We start from the raw sequence: 16,187 nt of genomic DNA, 5'->3' as shown, positions 1-16,187 counted from the left end.
GGCTTTTAAAGGTTAATTATTTTACTGGTTATTAATCAGTCACAACCTCTGGGTTGGAAACTAATAACATCCGTCCTCGTGCAGCTAAGTAAGTCGCTACTTGCAACTGCATTTCTGCATTAGCAGCAGCACTGCCTTCAACAGTTGCAGCCTGTGCAGCATCTTGAGCTGGTGTTAATATAGAACCATGATGCCCTTTGGTAAATTTAACTAAGTAGCTTGCTGGTGTTTCACTCAATGCTTGCGAAGTACTTACTGTTTCAAGACCCATCAAGTTAGCTAATGGAATTGTGCCAGAAATAGGATTATTAGCTGCCATTGGTGGTATCACTTGGTCAGGCTTGTTATCAACACCATCACCCACAACAACATTAGTATAAACAGGAGTACCTAATGCTTTCACAGTGGCTGCGTAGTTAGTTGGATCGCCACTATCTAGCGCTGTTTGCGCCGCAAAAGCAAACTGTGTAAATACACCTTGAATGTTAGTAAGTTTAGTCGTTTCACCCGCAGTGGTAAGTGATGCAATATATTCGTTGTAACCACACGTCAAGTAAGCTTCCATGTCTGGTATTAATGAGCCACAGTTAGACACTGCATCTCCTTGTAAGTATGCAGTAAATTCATCAGCTTCTGTTGTACCCGCTTGTGAAAGTACTGAACCTTGAATAAATGGACCAAACGCAGCAGATTCAAGTAAGAAGCTTGCTATACCGCCACCACCACTTGCAAGAGCTACCGTGTTTACATTAAATAGCGGATCAAGCGTTTCGGCTATTGGCGTATTAGCTTGAGCAATAAATGCTGGAGCAACAATAGAACCTAGCGAATGCCCAATGTAGGTAACGTCTTTACTATTAATAGTTGAATCGTTAATAAAGTTTAAACCTAAACGAAGGCCTAATAAATCAGCTGCTGATTGACGTAAGCTATCACGTGCAACCAGTAATGAACTTAAGTTCATGTAACTAAGCACAGAACCTGTAGTTGCATTGAAGTCGTCAGTTCCATCACCATCAACATCTATTCCACGCTCACCATGTCTTGGATGGTCAATAGCAACTGTTGCAAAGCCTTGAATAGAAAGTTGGGCAGTTAAAGCAAGCATACTTTCTTTTTGTGTTGTAATACCGTGCTGCATAATAACAACTGGCCATCCGCCTTCAGGCATCGCGATAGGATCTAATTGTAACTGTGCACGAACACCATTAATTATCGGTAAAATAGGTTTAGTAACTTGCACTGGCACATTTGCCATGCTTTGTACTTTTGGAATTGAGTTGTATTTTGTTAAATGACGTGTGCTGTCTAGTCCTAAGTCACGTAATTGTCCGTCACTTAATGCAGAACATAAACCATCATTTTCACTAATAGGATCTGTCGGAAATGCATCGCCTGCAACGGCCTTGTAACCAATTATTGCCACCGCGTTATCACACATACCTTGCCAATATGTATCACTTAAATCACTAATATCAGTACCCGTTGGTGTACCTAAATACATCGGTAACATAATGCTACCTTTTTGATATTGCACACCAGAGAATGCAGCAGAGACTTCTACACCCTGAGAAGCAAATACTTGTTGTACATTTACCATAGGTTGTTCAGGAACTTGAAGTGCAGGCGTTGGTAACGCTGGCTCTTGCAAGCTTGCAGCTAGTAACTTTTTAATTGTCCCAAGTACAGGACCTGCTGATTGAATAGTCATCGCACTAGAAAAAATAATATCTTCTTTTGTGATATCGCCTGAGCTAACTACTACATTTTCGTAACTGTTAACAGCCCCCTGCAAACCAAGTTGGGCTTCTGTAATTAATGGCGCTTCTTGTTTAACCAATCCATAAGTAGAAGAAGGCTCAATAGAACGCCCTAATGAATCTTTAAGCCCTGTAGTTAATACATTGATGTATGAGCTACCTGCCGTAAATGGTTTTAAAGGAATAATTGCAACGGCATCACCAGAAGCTTGAGTAACAAAGTCAACACCAAAAGTAAGCTCACCGACCAATTTACAAGCTGTACCGGCAGCTACAACTGAACATTCTGCGTCAGTTAAGCTTGCACCCATTACAACTTCAAAAATTCTTACTGTACCAGGTGTTCCAGCAGACGTTTCATCTAAGCTAACATTTGGTGGGAATGTTAAATCGATTTTATAAGGAACCTGCGAAGACCAACCATCAAGTGCACCTAGTGCAAGCTGAGGGTCTGCATAAGCTGCACGCGAAATAGACACATTATTGTCATCTAATTCACCAGGAATATTAAGTGTCCCGTCTTGAGTTCCACTCATTAATAAATCATTAGGTACCGATAATATACCTGCAGCTGGGTCAAATGTAACTGTTGCTGTTGGAATAACGGGTGCTGTGTCATTTTTGACATCTGTTAACGTTTCTCCACCGCCACAACCTGCTAAAGCAGCTGTAACCGAGAGTGAAAGTAGCATTTTTTTCATATTGTTGGCTCCGCACATATTTTATTTTTATAGTGTGTTTAATCAGTGTATTAAGTTAAAACAATGTAATCAGGTTATTAATGAGACATTAGACCAGTTAAACTTAACGTAAAGTTTCTATTTTCGCCACCTAATTTTACAATAAATTCGATTACTTCACGTTTCGCTATGTTAAAATCAAAAAAATTATATGAATTGGTACTTTTATGCACACATATCAAGCAGCTGAAAACGCACTTAAAGATAAAGTTATTTTAATAACAGGCGCCGGTGATGGTATTGGCCGAGTTGCAGCAATTACGTATGCAAAATACGGCGCTACAGTTATCTTATTAGGAAAAACAACTAATAAACTTGAATGTGTTTACGATGAAATTGTTAATGCTGGCTACCCTAAACCTGCAATAGTCCCTATGGATTTAAAAGGCGCAACGAAGCAAAACTACCGTGATCTTGCTGCAACAATCGAATATCAGTTTGGACGCCTTGATGGATTGCTTAATAATGCAGGTATTTTAGGGTCACTCGGTCCGCTTGAACATTTTTGCTCATCTACGTTCGAAAACATAATGAAAGTAAACGTGACTGCACAAGCAATGATCACTAAAGCACTTTTTCCTGTTCTTCGTAAGTCTGATAATGCATCGATAGTATTTACGTCATCAGGTGTAGGTCGAAAAGGTCGTGAATTTTGGGGCCCTTACGCCATCTCTAAATTTGCAGTAGAAGGTATGATGCAAACATGGGCATGTGAAGTAGGTAAAACGAATATTCGTGTAAACTGTATTAACCCAGGTGCAACGCGTACCTCTATGCGTGCAGCTGCATACCCTGGCGAAGATAGAGAAACGCTTGCTACACCAGAGGATTTAATGCCTACATATTTATATTTAATGAGTGACGATTCTAGTAATGTGAATGGCGAATCGTTAGATGCTCAAGTAAAAAAGTAATTTAGAGTTTAAATAGTTTGAACAACACACATTAAAAAAGCCGCAATTAGCGGCTTTTTTGTGTTCAATAAATAACTAATTAATTATTTACGTTTAGTCGGCTTAACACGCTGATTGTGTTTTTTAACTGCTTTACGGATTTGGTTGATTTTAGCGCGTTTATCTTTGCGTTTTTCAGGCATAACAGAAAGCTTAGTTTGTGTTTCGCGGCCTAATTTAACGGTTTTACGCAAGTAGTTTACTGTTTCTAAATCATACTCCATCCAACCACCTTGTGGCACGCGCTTATCAAGCTCTAGTTTACCGTAACGAATACGAATAAGACGAGATACTTCCGCATCTTGAGACTGCCATAAACGACGAACTTCACGGTTACGTCCTTCATTTAACGTTACGTTAAACCATCGGTTAACGCCTTCACCACCCATAGGGGTTACAGTCGTGAATTTGGCTGGACCATCTTCAAGCTCAACACCGCGTAGTAAGTTTTTAACCGTTTCATTGGTTACTTCACCAAATACACGCGCAGAGTATTCACGCTCTACTTCATAGCTTGGGTGCATTAAACGGTTTGCCAGTTCACCATCGTTTGTAAAGAGCATCAAACCTGATGTATTAACGTCTAGTCGACCAACCGCAATCCAGCGATCGCCATCAATACGCGGAAGTCGGTCAAATACAGTACGACGTCCTTCAGGATCTTTACGTGTGCTTAACTCACCTTCTGGTTTGTTATACATAATCACACGACAGATTCGGTCTGCTTTTTCTTCAATTTTTACACTGTGTCCGTCAACACGAATCAAATCGGTTTCTTCAACACGGTCACCTAACTTTGCCACTTTACCGTTTACACTAACGCGGTTTGCGTCAATGTATTTTTCCATTTCACGGCGTGAGCCTACGCCTGCACGGGCTAAGACTTTTTGTAACTTTTCACCTTGTATAATACTCATTCGGATGGTTCTCTCACAGAAGGATCGCTCAATAACTGGTTAATTTTACTTTGCTGCTCTGTTGGCAACGCAGGTAAATTTTCAAGCCCAGTTAACGAAAAATAATCTAAAAATTGCTTAGTAGTTGCATATAAAGCCGGCTTACCCGGAACCTCTTTATGCCCTACCACTTTAACCCACTCTCTTTCGAGTAAGGTTTTAATAATATTCGAACCCGTAGTAACACCTCTTACTTGCTCAATTTCGCCGCGTGTAATGGGCTGCCTGTATGCTATAAGTGATAATGTTTCCAGTAAAGCACGCGAGTATTTTGGTGCACGTTCTTGCCACAAGTTATTTAACCAAGGGCTTAAACTACTGCATGCCTGAAACCGATACCCACTACCAACCTCAACTAAGCGAATACCACGAGTTTGAAAATGTTCTTGTATTGTATCTATTGCGTCATTTATTCGTGCCATAGAAATAGCTAAATCTATTAATACGATGTCTTTAAGGTGGCGTTTACTAACAGGCTTATCTGCAACAAAAATAGCTGCTTCAATGATCTCAACTAGTTGTTCATCACTAATTCGTCGACCCGCCATACACACTCTTAACAAATAAAAATACACAGCCATCTATTATGACAGAACAACACCAAACTAGGAAAATATATCTATCAAATAACTAAATTTAAAACACAAAAAAGCCAGTGACTAGCACTGGCTTCTTTGTTGCTTATTAAAATGACAACTATTAGCTGTGTTTAATGGCTTCTAATGCATCATCTTCAGCTACTGCGTTACCGTATTTTTTAATGTAACCCATAAACTCGCTTTTACTGATCCGCTTATCTTGGTTTTTATCCATATAACCAAAATGATTTGAAATATCATCATCGTTACCTTCAACTACCGAGATATAGCCATTGCTGTCGTTATCTAGACTTGCAAAGCTGCTTTCAATTTTATCGAATTTAGCAATTTCAGCTTTAAATGCCGACTCACTTACTTCAGAATCAGTAGCTACTTTACCATTGTTTAACTTCATGTAAGTGTTAAATTCTTTGCGGCTAATTTCGTTATCCATATTGGTATCAATATTTGAAAAGTGACCCCAAATGCTATCGTCATCAGCTTCAACTTTTGAGATGTAGCCATCGCTATCATTATCTAAACTTGCAAAGTCACTGTCTATTCTTTCAAGACCTTGATTAGATGAACAAGCCGCTAGGCTTAATGATGCTAAAATAGTGGCTGCTAATGTTAACTTTTTCATAAGACGTATCCTTCGTAATTAATTAAATGTCACTTTAACTAATACAAATCTAATGCCAATAATAGTTAACTTATAATAATCAATAACTTAATCTCATTCGGTATATTTATTGAGCAGTTTCAATAAGTTAAGCTTGCAAGCTTTGCAAACTACCTTGTAATTTTTGCAAAAAAATACCCGGTAAAAACCAGGTATTTCAATTTTACTTATATAGTTAAGCTAACAATTAGATTGCTGCGTTTTGGTAGCGCTTAACAAACTCAGTAACGTTTTGACCATTACATTTTAATGAGTTCAGGTTACCAATTTTTTGACGAACAGGTGCTAAACCTTGTTTTAAAGCCGTCATACATAGTTGAGTTTCTTGTTGAGCGTCTTTTGCAAATACTTCTACTTTCTCAACTGATGCGTTGCTTAATGTCGTTTTTTTAGCAATATCACGAATATCTTCGCCATTACATAAAATGCTTTTAGAAAAACGAGATAGGTAAACACCGTGCTGGGCAGCTTCTTTACGAGCAACGCTAAAGCCTTCGTTTGCACTTAGTACACATAACTTAGACTCAATTTTGTTATCTTGGCTAAAGTAAGTATTGTTTTGTGCTGACGCAGTTGCAGATGCTAGTAAAGCAGTGGCTAAAAGTAGTTGAGTTTTCATGAGAGATCCTATTTGAACGAGCTAAACAAGTGAATTTCGCGCATTATATATTCAATAAAGTTAAGTTCAATTGAATTTTTTATTTATTTAAAAAATTAATACAGCATTTACAATGTTTAAACTTTGCCCATCATTTGATCAACATTTACGCAGCTATTATCTCAATTCAGTCATGTTATGTACGCGTATTTACTGATACAATTTAATCTATTAAATAGAACCAATTTTAAGGTAAATTTTATGAAAGTGATTTCTTTCAATATCAATGGTCTGCGTGCTCGTCTTCACCAATTACAAGCAATTATCGACAAACATCAACCAGACGTTATTGGCTTGCAAGAGATTAAAGTTCACGACGAAGCATTCCCATTAGAAGATGTACAAAAAATGGGATATCACGTCTACTTTCATGGTCAAAAAGCGCATTATGGCGTAGCTATGTTATGCAAAAAAGAGCCTAAATCGGTCTTAAAAGGTTTTGCCACCGATACAGATGAATCGCAAAAACGCATGATAAGCGTCACTGTTGAACAAGAAAACGGTCGCGACCTTACTGTCATGAATGGCTATTTCCCACAAGGTGATAATATTAATCACGAAACTAAATTCCCTTATAAACGTCAATTTTATAAAGATTTAATGACACACCTTGAAACCAACCACACACCCGATCAAGATGTAATTGTCATGGGTGATATCAACATATCACCCACCGATTTAGATATTGGTATTGGCGAAGTAAATGCTAAACGTTGGTTAAAAACAGGTAAATGTTCTTTCCAACCGGTAGAGCGTGAATGGCTTGCAACACTACTTAATTGGGGTTTTAAAGACACCTTTAGAGAGCAAAACCCCGAAATAGACGATCAATACTCGTGGTTTGACTATCGCTCTAAAGGGTTTGTAGATAATCGAGGACTTCGTATAGATGTAGTGCTTGCAACCAATGAACTTGCAGCACGCTGCATAGATACCGGTATTGATTACGAACTTCGCGGTATTGAAAAACCGTCAGACCATGCCCCTATATGGTCAACATTTAAGTAATTATTATGCTCAGCCTAACAATGCAGGGACTGCTTTGGTCCCTTGTAATTATCATTGCTATTTTAAGCTTTGATAAAAAAACATATAAAACATTACTTAATACGCCAGTCCGTCAAACTGGCGTACTTGCGTGTGCGTTAGTGTTTGCAATGCTTTGGCGAATAAAGGCAGGAATTTTAACGGGCCTTGATTTGCACATACTAGGTGTTACGGCCGCTACATTAATTTTAGGCTGGCGATTGACTATTTTAAGTAGTCTACTTGCCACAGCACTGCTCGCTGCCTTTGGTCAAATTGAACTTGAGCTGTTACCAGTACAACTGCTTATTGGTGCGTTTATTCCTATTTTATTGAGCTATCTTGGCTTTATAATTAGTTACCAATATTTACCTCGTCATTTTTTTGTTTATATATTTGTTTGTGCGTTCATAACCGCGGGATTTATAGCCTGTATAAAAATAAGCCTAGGTGCTTTATTTTACTTAGCTATAGGGCAATACAATTGGCAAAAACTTGCAGATAACTACGTTTATTTAAGTGCCATAATCTGGTTTCCTGAAGCAATGCTCAACGGCATGGCTATAACGATTATGATCACCTATCGCCCGCATTGGGTAAAAACTTTTTACGATAAGGACTACCTAGGCTCATGAGTCTACAATATCAATGCCCGCTGTGTACCCTAGCACTTTTAAAAGCTGATTCAACACTTCATTGTGCTAATAACCATAGCTTTGATTTTGCCAAAGAAGGTTATGTTAATTTACTGCCTGTGCAACAAAAAAACTCAAAACAACCGGGTGACTCACTTGAAATGGTACAAGCCAGACGCGCATTTTTAGAGCGTGGTTATTATGGCTTCTTGCAACGAAATCTTAGCGACATAGTTAGTAATATAAGTGCAAATACAGTAATTGACTTAGGATGCGGCGAAGGATTTTATACCCAAGCAATAGCAAGTAAAACAAATGCTATAGTATATGGTGTCGATATTTCAAAATCAGCGGTTAAATATGCAGCAAAGCGCTACCTTAATTGCCATTTTAGTGTGGCATCAATCAGCCAAGCGCCCTTTAAAAGCCAATTTGCCGATGTACTTATTAGCGTATTTGCACCTTTGTTTGAGCAAGAGCTTGAACGCCTTGCAAATCAAAACGCAACATTAGTGGTTGCAAGCCCAGGCCCTTGTCATTTAAAAGAGCTAAAATCGTATATATATTCAGAAGTAAACGAACATACTGAAATATCCACTCCAAAAGGGTTTCAAAAATCGGAACAGATCCTTTTAACAGAGCATGTAGCACTTAGCTTTACTGATATTAAAAACTTAATAATGATGACACCATTTGCATGGAAATTTAGACCCGAGCACTGGACTGCACTCGAAGAAAAAGGTGAACACACTGTCACCTTATCATTTTATATTACTCAGTTTACCAAAATAGATAATGGTATAACTCTCTAAAACTGCTCTTTAGTAAATGCCCTGTCCATTTTTTCAAACATATCTTTAAGTAAATTGGCAAGCTCCATATAACGGGGCTTGTTTTCACTTAACTGCGCTTGATATCCATTAGCTGCCATTTTAGTGTACAGCTCGTTGTACCATTTTTGCATCGCAGGCTCTAAAGGCGTTTGCGCTCGCTTACCTAACCAAAATAGACCTTGTAATGGTAAAGATATAAAAAATAATGCACTCGCAATGGCTTGTGGTAAAAAATCAGCACCTAAGTAATTGAGCTGAAAAAACAATGTTAGCATGGCTAAGATTGGCATTACTGTAATGGCAAGCTCAGTCGCTCTGATCACTCTAAACTCTAAAAACAAAGGCGCAAGCTCTTTGCGCATTGGCCATTTTTTACCATACAAACGGCCTGTTTGTAGTTGTGACATCACACTTTTTTGCATCATGACTCCTCACAGATACTGCTTTTAAATACAATAGAAAAACGAGCTATACCCAAAGTGTAACACAAAATGAAGGAGTTACACTTTCTCAGTAAAAGAGCTTAAATTTACCCTTTAATGGCGAACTATCCTAACTTAAACATCTTAAATAAGGTAAAGTATTTAACATTGCGTTAACTACTTTTCAATTGAACATTCAATTGTTTTAGCTTTATTTAATACCGTAAGTGTAACGATTACATATTAACGTTTACTTACTAAATTTGTTTATGGAAATTGAATCTATGCCAACAACCTCCCCTAAAGCCCAACATGTTTTAGTTTTAAACTGTGGTAGCTCTAGTTTAAAGTTTGCCATTATTGATGCAAACGACGGTCACGAAATTATCTCAGGCCTTGCTGAGCGCTTAGGCGCCAAAGCACCCTCTATTAAATACAAATTTAATGGTGCTAAAACAGTTATCGACTTAGTGGCTAACCAAGCACATGCTGAGGCTATAAATACGCTTGTAAGCTTAATAAAAGATCACAAACTTGATGAGCAACTTATCGCAGTAGGCCATCGTATTGTGCATGGCGGCGAGCACTTTACGCAATCTGTATTGATTGACGAAAAAGTAATTGCAGGCATTACGCAGTCAGCAACGCTTGCACCGCTTCATGGGCACGCTAATTTACTAGGTATATCATCGGCGCAGGCATCGTTTAAAGGTTTGCCACAAGTCGCGGTGTTTGATACTGCATTTCATCAAACTATAAGCGAAGTTGCCTTTCTTTACGCTCTTCCATATAAGTTGTACACCGAGTTTGGTGTTAGGCGTTATGGTTTTCATGGCACAAGTCATTTTTATGTTGCAGAGCAAACAGCAAAGTTACTAGAGCAACCTATCGAGCAAAGCAATTTTATTAGTGCCCACTTAGGCAACGGTTGTTCTGTATGCGCGATTAAAAATGGTAAGAGTGTTGATACCAGCATGGGACTAACGCCTCTAGAGGGGCTGATAATGGGCACACGTAGCGGCGACATTGACCCTGGTTTATTTAACTTTTTAACCACCCAACTTGATTACACAGCCCAGCAAATAGATAACCTACTAAACCAAAAAAGTGGCTTGTTAGGTATTAGCGAGCTTTCTAACGATTGCCGTACTATTGAAGAAGCCGCTTTGGCCGGGAATAAAAAAGCGATACTCGCAATAGAGATGTTTTGCTACCGCCTTTCAAAACAAATTGCAGCGTATATGGTGCCATTACAGCGCCTTGACGCTGTTATTTTTACGGGTGGTATTGGTGAAAACTCCGATATTATTCGTGAAAAAGTAATTACACAACTTGCCTTTTTAGGCATTAATTGTAATCCACAAGCCAACCTTAATGCGCGCTTTGGTCAAGAAGGCCTTATTAGCTGTAAAAATTCACACATCAAAGCAGTTGTAATGCCAACCAATGAAGAATGGGTTATTGCCCTTGATGCCGCAAATATTGTAAAGGAGCTTTAATATGGCACGTCGTATTATGTTAATTCCTGTATCTACCGGTGTTGGTTTAACGTCGGTATCGGTTGGTTTAGTCCGGGCTCTTGAGCAAAAAACAGTTAAAGTTAACTTTTTCAAACCCATCTCTCAGCCTCGTTCAGGCGAAACAGGCCCTGAAAAATCAACACAAATAGTTACTCAAGGCTCACCTATTAACCCACCACTGCCTTTTGCACTTGATTATGCTGAGCAAATGATTGGCGATGGTAAAGGTGATGACCTACTAGAGGAAATTGTTGAACGCTTTGAAAGTAAAATAAACGACGACGAAGTCGCTATTATTGAAGGTATGGTACCTACACGTCGCCAACCTTATGCTGGGCGTGTAAATCGCGAAATTGCGCAAACACTCGGCGCCGAAATTGTATTTGTACTTACCCCTGGTAATTACACCATTACTCAAATAGAAGACCGCCTTGAAATTGCAGCAGGTAACTACGGTGGTATCGATCATCCTCGCGTACTGGGCTGTATTTTTAATAAAGTAAACGCGCCACTTGATGAGGAAGGTCGTGCACGCGCCGATTTGGTAGACTCATACAAACCTGAAGAGCTTGAAAACGAGTTAAATCGTTTAGCCTCTTTACCAATTTTTAAAAAAAATCCGTTTATGTTACTCGGCGCAATCCCGTGGGATTTTGACCTAGTAGCGCCGCGCGTAAAAGACTTAAGTGCATATTTAAAAGCAACGATAATTAACGAAGGCGATATGCTTCATCGTCGCCTGCGACGTATTACTTTTTGTGCTCGTACGGTTTCTAATATTTTAAACTATTTTACGCCAGGCGCTTTATTAGTAACACCGGGCGATCGTTCTGACATACTTGTTGCTGCGTGTTTATCAACTATGAATGGCACCAAACTTGGCGCCATATTGCTTACCGGTGGTTTTGAACCAGAACCGCGTATAATGGCTCTGTGCGAACAAGCCATGCAAACCGGTTTGCCAATACTTGCAACCGATGCCGACACATGGCGTACATCATTATTACTGCATAACTTTAATATGGAAGTACCAAACGATGATGACCAACGTATTGAAAAAGTAAAAGATCACAACGCAGAGCATATCAATTCAAACTGGCTAGATACGCTAGCTAAAAGTGTAGGTAAAACTCGCAAGTTATCACCGCCCGCATTTCGTTACTTACTTACTAATAAAGCGCGTAAAGCAGGTAAAACAGTTGTTCTGCCAGAAGGCAATGAACCTCGTACAATTAAAGCGGCTGCTATTTGTGGTCAACGCGGAATTGCTAAAACTATATTACTGGGCGATCGCGAAGAAATAATGCGTATTGCGCAGCAGCAAGGTATTGAGCTAAACGAACATGTAACTATTATCGAGCCAAAAAGTATTATTAATGATTATATTGCGCCTATGGTCGAAATTCGTAAAAGCAAAGGCCTAACTGCCGTAGTAGCACAAGAGCAACTACAAGATAACGTCGTACTGGGTACAATGATGCTTGAGCAAGGTAAAGTGGACGGTTTAGTATCGGGCGCGGTAAACACTACGGCAAATACAATTCGCCCACCACTGCAATTAATTAAGACAGCGCCAGGGTCATCGCTAGTATCATCTGTATTTTTTATGCTACTACCTGACCAAGTGTTAGTTTACGGTGACTGTGCGATTAACCCAGACCCTAATGCTGAACAGCTTGCAGATATAGCGATTCAATCTGCCGACTCTGCAGCTGCATTTGGTATAGAGCCACGTGTTGCCATGATCAGCTACAGCACGGGCACTTCTGGTACCGGTGCCGATGTTGAAAAAGTACGTGAAGCCACAAAAATTGCAAAACAAAAACGTCCTGATTTAATTATCGACGGTCCACTACAATACGATGCCGCTATAATGGAAAACGTAGCTCTTAAAAAAGCACCTAACAGCCCTGTAGCCGGTAAAGCGACTGTATTTATATTCCCAGATTTAAATACGGGTAATACTACATATAAAGCAGTGCAGAGAAGTGCCGACTTAATAAGTATTGGCCCTATGCTGCAAGGTATGCGCAAACCTGTAAACGATTTAAGCCGTGGTGCATTAGTTGATGATATTGTGTATACAATCGCCTTAACTGCAATTCAGGCAGCACAAGCAGAAGCGCAAATTACTCAATAAACGCAACGTGTATTTTTTATAGCCTAGCTATTATTTATTTAATAATTAACTAGTTAGGCTATTTATACCCTGCAACCCCCATACTTATCCACAGAAATTGTGGGTAAGTTTGTAATCTCTATTAAAACCTACTCCCAAATGCCTATTTTAGTCTCGGTTACACCTTTAACTTGAAGGCAATAATCTATACTATTAAGCTATCAATAATGCTGTATCGCAGGCGTTTAATGTCAAAACAAACATTACAATTACACAGCACAATTTTATCTATACATAGTTTAGATGTAGATGCCGACATACCTGCGGCACTTTTAAAGCAATCTTTATTTTTTATTTCTAAAACCCATGATGAACTTTCAATTGTATGCCCAAGCGATTTTGAAGTAAAAAGCCTGGATACCGAACCAGACTGGCAAGCTTTAGAGGTTGTAGGTCCACTTGGCTTTTCGTTAACCGGAATTATGGCTAATATTTCAGGCGTATTAGCGCGAGCTAAAATTTCTATCTTTTCAATCTCAACCTACGATACTGATTATATTCTCATAAAAAAACACACTGCAGATAATGCTATTTCAGCTTTAAGAAAAGAGGGTTATAACGTGGTGGTAAATTAACTTATGAAAGCTCAAAAAATTGACTATTTAGCTCAAAATAAAACGCCTCTTAACGCAATAAATATTACCAGCCCATTTACAGGTAAAGTAATTGAACTGAAAGAGCACCCAGAACCTTTTTTTCGTTTTGGCACTCTGGGCCCTGGTATTATGGTGCAACTAACAAGTCATAAAATTTTAGCACCGTTTGATGGAACTTTATTACAAGTAAAAAATGCAGGCACTGAGTTTATTCTACAAGCTAATAATGGTCTAAAAGCCTTGATTAACTTAACTATCCCTGATTCGCAATCAATTACGCATACCCATATTGCGCAGCTCAACGGTAGCAAAATATGCAAAGGTCAACGCCTTGCTTATTTTGATTTACGAGAACTTGATACTCCAATGCTTGCTAGTTTAATTTTACTAAACGGCCATAATCTTGGCACATTTCATTACTCACATTCGCATGTAAATGCGGGCGAAGACACCCTATTAACTATTATTAAGAAGAACTAGATTTATGATCACTCTATACGGTATTAGCAACTGCGATACGATAAAAAAAGCAAAAAAATACTTAGCCGACAACAATATAGAATTCACTTTTCATGATTACCGCAAAGATGGCGTAAACGAGCAAATGGTGAGTGATTTTGCAAATAAGCTCGATTGGGAGCAACTTGTTAATAAAAGAGGCACTACTTATCGCGCATTATCTGATGAGCAAAAACAGAGCCTAACTAAAGAAAGTGCTATCCCATTGTTAGTTGAACAACCTGCCATGATCAAACGCCCAGTACTGGTAAACAATGGCACTTACCATTTAGGTTTTAAAGCAGCCCAATACGACGAGATTTTTAATAATGACTAATGATGTAATTAAACTCGCCCAAGCACTAATCCAACGTGAATCAGTAACGCCCGAAGATGCTGGCTGCCAACAAATGATGAACGATCGCCTTGCTGCGATTGGCTTTAATATAGAGTCATTATTTTTTACCGACACACTTAATACTTGGGCTCGAAAAGGCACACAATCGCCACATTTTTGTTTTGCAGGTCACACTGATGTTGTACCAACCGGTCCTGAACAAAATTGGCAACATCCGCCGTTTTCAGGATTAATAAAAGATGGCCTATTACATGGGCGTGGTGCTGCCGATATGAAAGGCTCATTAGCTGCAATGCTTGTGGCAACCGAGCGCTTTGTTACTAAATATCCAGATCATAAAGGTTCAATTTCTTTTTTAATCACCTCAGACGAAGAAGGTCCATTTGTAAACGGGACTACTCGCGTAATTGATACATTAGAAGCACGCGGTGAAAAAATTGATATGTGTCTTGTAGGCGAGCCCTCATCACGCGATGTACTCGGTGATGTGGTTAAAAATGGTCGCAGAGGTTCACTTACCGCTTTTTTAACCGTTAAGGGTATACAAGGTCATGTGGCCTACCCGCATTTAGCACAAAACCCAATTCACTTAGCGACGCCAGCACTTACTGAACTTAGCCAAACGGTGTGGGATAACGGCAACGAATACTTCCCCGCCACCAGCTTTCAAATTTCTAATATTAATGGTGGCACGGGGGCGGGTAATGTTATTCCGGGTGAGCTCGAAGTACAGTTTAACTTTAGATTTAGCACGCAAGTAACGTATGAGCAATTACAGCAACGTGTAAATGACATTCTACAAAAGCATGACTTAAATTATGAATTAAGCTGGATAGTAAATGGCTTACCTTTTATTACCGAGCACGGCCCGCTTGTTGATGCCACAGTTAAAGCGATTAAATCAGTAACCGGCTTAACAACCAATTTAGAAACCACTGGCGGCACATCTGACGGTCGTTTTATTGCTCAAACTGGCGCTAAAGTAATTGAACTTGGTCCACGTAACGCCACTATTCATAAAGTGGATGAATGCGTAAGTACCGATGATTTAATTGCCCTTACCGACATTTACGAGCAAATATTAGAGCAACTTTTAACATAATGAATGTAACTCAACCCACATCAGTACAGTGTATTACAGGTCAAAGTGATACACATTTAACTGATATACAAAATCATCGCTTGCACAGCGCTATTATTAGCGATTTTTTAGCGCTGCAAAGTGCAGCACAAAAAGCAGGATTTGAGCTTACTATTGCCTCAAGTTTTCGCGACTTTAATCGTCAATCAATTATTTGGAATAATAAATTTTTAGGTATTCGACCTGTTTTTAATAAACAACAAGAGATTGTCGATTTAACTAAATTAAATGATGTAGATAAATGCATAGCAATAATGCTCTACTCTGCACTACCTGGGGCAAGCAGGCACCATTTAGGCACCGATTTAGACGTGTTTGATAAAGCTGCAGTAAGTGATGATTATAAACTACAGCTAACACCTGATGAATACCTGCAAGGTGGACCGTTTGCGCCTTTAAGTAATTGGCTTGATACTCACTTGGTTAAATTTGGTTTTTATCGCCCTTACCAACATGATTTAGGCGGCGTAGCACCAGAGCTTTGGCATATAAGCCATATCAAGCAATCACAATTGTTAGTGAATACGCTTAGCGAGCAAGTACTTTTTGAATGCATAAAAAATAGTGAACTAAAGGGTAAGCAGGCAATACTTGATAACTTACCTGCTATTTATAAACGCTTTGTAACAAACGTGAGTCCACCATAAAAGAA

General features: G+C 39.0%; 17 protein-coding genes. 11 read left to right on the top strand and 6 right to left on the bottom strand.

Translation table 11 applies throughout. The features are described from left to right. Positions 1-31 precede the first annotated feature (31 nt). Positions 32-2,461 (bottom strand): VolA/Pla-1 family phospholipase, encoded by a 2,430-nt coding sequence (locus tag WNY79_RS07540; RefSeq protein WP_342875537.1) that lies wholly within the window; start codon positions 2,459-2,461, stop codon positions 32-34. 206 nt (positions 2,462-2,667) lie between these two features. Between WNY79_RS07540 and WNY79_RS07535 the strand changes: the two genes are divergently transcribed. Continuing rightward, complete coding sequence (locus tag WNY79_RS07535) at positions 2,668-3,414, top strand: YciK family oxidoreductase (RefSeq protein ID WP_170071023.1); 747 nt, start codon at positions 2,668-2,670, stop codon at positions 3,412-3,414. Positions 3,415-3,497: 83 nt separating this feature from the next. Here the strand turns inward: WNY79_RS07535 and rluB are convergent, their stop codons facing one another. The 4 genes from rluB to WNY79_RS07515 form a co-directional block, all read right to left on the bottom strand. Continuing rightward, complete coding sequence (rluB, locus tag WNY79_RS07530; protein WP_007582584.1) at positions 3,498-4,370, bottom strand: 23S rRNA pseudouridine(2605) synthase RluB; 873 nt, start codon at positions 4,368-4,370, stop codon at positions 3,498-3,500. Beyond that, positions 4,367-4,957 (bottom strand): SMC-Scp complex subunit ScpB, encoded by a 591-nt coding sequence (gene scpB / locus WNY79_RS07525; protein WP_024590449.1) that lies wholly within the window; start codon positions 4,955-4,957, stop codon positions 4,367-4,369. The genes rluB and scpB overlap by 4 nt, the downstream gene beginning before the upstream one ends. 151 nt (positions 4,958-5,108) lie before the next feature. Next, positions 5,109-5,630, bottom strand: coding sequence for a major outer membrane lipoprotein (locus tag WNY79_RS07520; protein ID WP_076923917.1), 522 nt, complete (start codon positions 5,628-5,630; stop codon positions 5,109-5,111). A gap of 226 nt (positions 5,631-5,856) precedes the next feature. After that, positions 5,857-6,288 carry an exonuclease III gene (locus WNY79_RS07515; RefSeq protein WP_342875536.1) on the bottom strand — a complete coding sequence of 144 codons (432 nt, stop codon included), beginning with the start codon at positions 6,286-6,288 and terminating at the stop codon, positions 5,857-5,859. A 240-nt stretch (positions 6,289-6,528) separates the two neighbouring features. Between WNY79_RS07515 and xthA the strand changes: the two genes are divergently transcribed. From xthA to WNY79_RS07500, 3 genes are read left to right on the top strand one after another with little or no spacing between them, the layout of a single operon-like run. Beyond that, a complete protein-coding gene (xthA, locus tag WNY79_RS07510; RefSeq protein ID WP_342875535.1) occupies positions 6,529-7,335 on the top strand; it encodes an exodeoxyribonuclease III in 807 nt (268 codons plus the stop codon). 5 nt (positions 7,336-7,340) lie between these two features. Beyond that, entirely contained in the window at positions 7,341-7,988 is a 648-nt protein-coding gene (locus WNY79_RS07505; protein ID WP_342875534.1) for an energy-coupling factor ABC transporter permease, read from the top strand. Beyond that, complete coding sequence (locus WNY79_RS07500; RefSeq protein WP_342875533.1) at positions 7,985-8,800, top strand: putative RNA methyltransferase; 816 nt, start codon at positions 7,985-7,987, stop codon at positions 8,798-8,800. The genes WNY79_RS07505 and WNY79_RS07500 overlap by 4 nt, the downstream gene beginning before the upstream one ends. Here the strand turns inward: WNY79_RS07500 and yfbV are convergent. Then, the gene (gene yfbV, locus WNY79_RS07495; protein ID WP_342875532.1) at positions 8,797-9,243 is read right to left on the bottom strand and encodes a terminus macrodomain insulation protein YfbV; all 447 of its coding nucleotides are present in this window, start codon (positions 9,241-9,243) and stop codon (positions 8,797-8,799) included. The genes WNY79_RS07500 and yfbV overlap by 4 nt on opposite strands. Positions 9,244-9,527: 284 nt before the next feature. On the opposite strand from yfbV, the gene WNY79_RS07490 reads away from it, so the two are divergent. The 7 genes from WNY79_RS07490 to WNY79_RS07460 all read left to right on the top strand — a co-directional run bounded on the left by WNY79_RS07490 (position 9,528) and on the right by WNY79_RS07460 (position 16,182). Continuing rightward, on the top strand, positions 9,528-10,742 hold the full coding sequence (locus tag WNY79_RS07490) for an acetate kinase (protein ID WP_342875605.1): 1,215 nt from the start codon (positions 9,528-9,530) through the stop codon (positions 10,740-10,742). A 1-nt stretch (position 10,743) separates the two neighbouring features. After that, positions 10,744-12,903 carry a phosphate acetyltransferase gene (gene pta / locus WNY79_RS07485; RefSeq protein ID WP_342875531.1) on the top strand — a complete coding sequence of 720 codons (2,160 nt, stop codon included), beginning with the start codon at positions 10,744-10,746 and terminating at the stop codon, positions 12,901-12,903. Between the two features lie 227 nt (positions 12,904-13,130). After that, positions 13,131-13,517, top strand: coding sequence for an ACT domain-containing protein (locus tag WNY79_RS07480; RefSeq protein WP_076923998.1), 387 nt, complete (start codon positions 13,131-13,133; stop codon positions 13,515-13,517). A 3-nt stretch (positions 13,518-13,520) separates the two neighbouring features. Further along, on the top strand, positions 13,521-14,018 hold the full coding sequence (locus WNY79_RS07475) for a PTS glucose transporter subunit IIA (RefSeq protein ID WP_076923911.1): 498 nt from the start codon (positions 13,521-13,523) through the stop codon (positions 14,016-14,018). 4 nt (positions 14,019-14,022) lie between these two features. Continuing rightward, positions 14,023-14,373: an ArsC family reductase gene (locus tag WNY79_RS07470; RefSeq protein ID WP_024604853.1), complete on the top strand. Its 351-nt coding sequence runs from the start codon at positions 14,023-14,025 to the stop codon at positions 14,371-14,373. Continuing rightward, positions 14,366-15,496: a succinyl-diaminopimelate desuccinylase gene (gene dapE, locus WNY79_RS07465; protein WP_342875530.1), complete on the top strand. Its 1,131-nt coding sequence runs from the start codon at positions 14,366-14,368 to the stop codon at positions 15,494-15,496. Before WNY79_RS07470 ends, dapE begins: the two co-directional genes overlap by 8 nt. After that, positions 15,496-16,182, top strand: coding sequence for a M15 family metallopeptidase (locus tag WNY79_RS07460; RefSeq protein WP_342875529.1), 687 nt, complete (start codon positions 15,496-15,498; stop codon positions 16,180-16,182). The genes dapE and WNY79_RS07460 overlap by 1 nt, the downstream gene beginning before the upstream one ends. Positions 16,183-16,187 lie beyond the last annotated feature (5 nt).

Origin of the sequence: Pseudoalteromonas sp. AS84, assembly GCF_038900255.1 — a bacterium.
Lineage (GTDB): Bacteria > Pseudomonadota > Gammaproteobacteria > Enterobacterales > Alteromonadaceae > Pseudoalteromonas.
Note: the sequence above shows the minus strand (reverse complement) of the source record. Positions and strands in the feature narration are given on the sequence as shown.

Coding starts and splice junctions, on each gene's coding strand:
- WNY79_RS07535 (WP_170071023.1), top strand. CDS start 2,668: ATGCACACATATCAAGCAGCTGAAAACGCACTTAAAGATAAAGTTATT.
- WNY79_RS07475 (WP_076923911.1), top strand. CDS start 13,521: ATGAAAGCTCAAAAAATTGACTATTTAGCTCAAAATAAAACGCCTCTT.
- WNY79_RS07515 (WP_342875536.1), bottom strand. CDS start 6,288: ATGAAAACTCAACTACTTTTAGCCACTGCTTTACTAGCATCTGCAACT.
- rluB (WP_007582584.1), bottom strand. CDS start 4,370: ATGAGTATTATACAAGGTGAAAAGTTACAAAAAGTCTTAGCCCGTGCA.
- WNY79_RS07520 (WP_076923917.1), bottom strand. CDS start 5,630: ATGAAAAAGTTAACATTAGCAGCCACTATTTTAGCATCATTAAGCCTA.
- pta (WP_342875531.1), top strand. CDS start 10,744: ATGGCACGTCGTATTATGTTAATTCCTGTATCTACCGGTGTTGGTTTA.
- scpB (WP_024590449.1), bottom strand. CDS start 4,957: ATGGCGGGTCGACGAATTAGTGATGAACAACTAGTTGAGATCATTGAA.
- dapE (WP_342875530.1), top strand. CDS start 14,366: ATGACTAATGATGTAATTAAACTCGCCCAAGCACTAATCCAACGTGAA.
- WNY79_RS07540 (WP_342875537.1), bottom strand. CDS start 2,461: ATGAAAAAAATGCTACTTTCACTCTCGGTTACAGCTGCTTTAGCAGGT.
- yfbV (WP_342875532.1), bottom strand. CDS start 9,243: ATGCAAAAAAGTGTGATGTCACAACTACAAACAGGCCGTTTGTATGGT.
- WNY79_RS07460 (WP_342875529.1), top strand. CDS start 15,496: ATGAATGTAACTCAACCCACATCAGTACAGTGTATTACAGGTCAAAGT.
- WNY79_RS07490 (WP_342875605.1), top strand. CDS start 9,528: ATGCCAACAACCTCCCCTAAAGCCCAACATGTTTTAGTTTTAAACTGT.
- WNY79_RS07500 (WP_342875533.1), top strand. CDS start 7,985: ATGAGTCTACAATATCAATGCCCGCTGTGTACCCTAGCACTTTTAAAA.
- WNY79_RS07470 (WP_024604853.1), top strand. CDS start 14,023: ATGATCACTCTATACGGTATTAGCAACTGCGATACGATAAAAAAAGCA.
- WNY79_RS07505 (WP_342875534.1), top strand. CDS start 7,341: ATGCTCAGCCTAACAATGCAGGGACTGCTTTGGTCCCTTGTAATTATC.
- WNY79_RS07480 (WP_076923998.1), top strand. CDS start 13,131: ATGTCAAAACAAACATTACAATTACACAGCACAATTTTATCTATACAT.
- xthA (WP_342875535.1), top strand. CDS start 6,529: ATGAAAGTGATTTCTTTCAATATCAATGGTCTGCGTGCTCGTCTTCAC.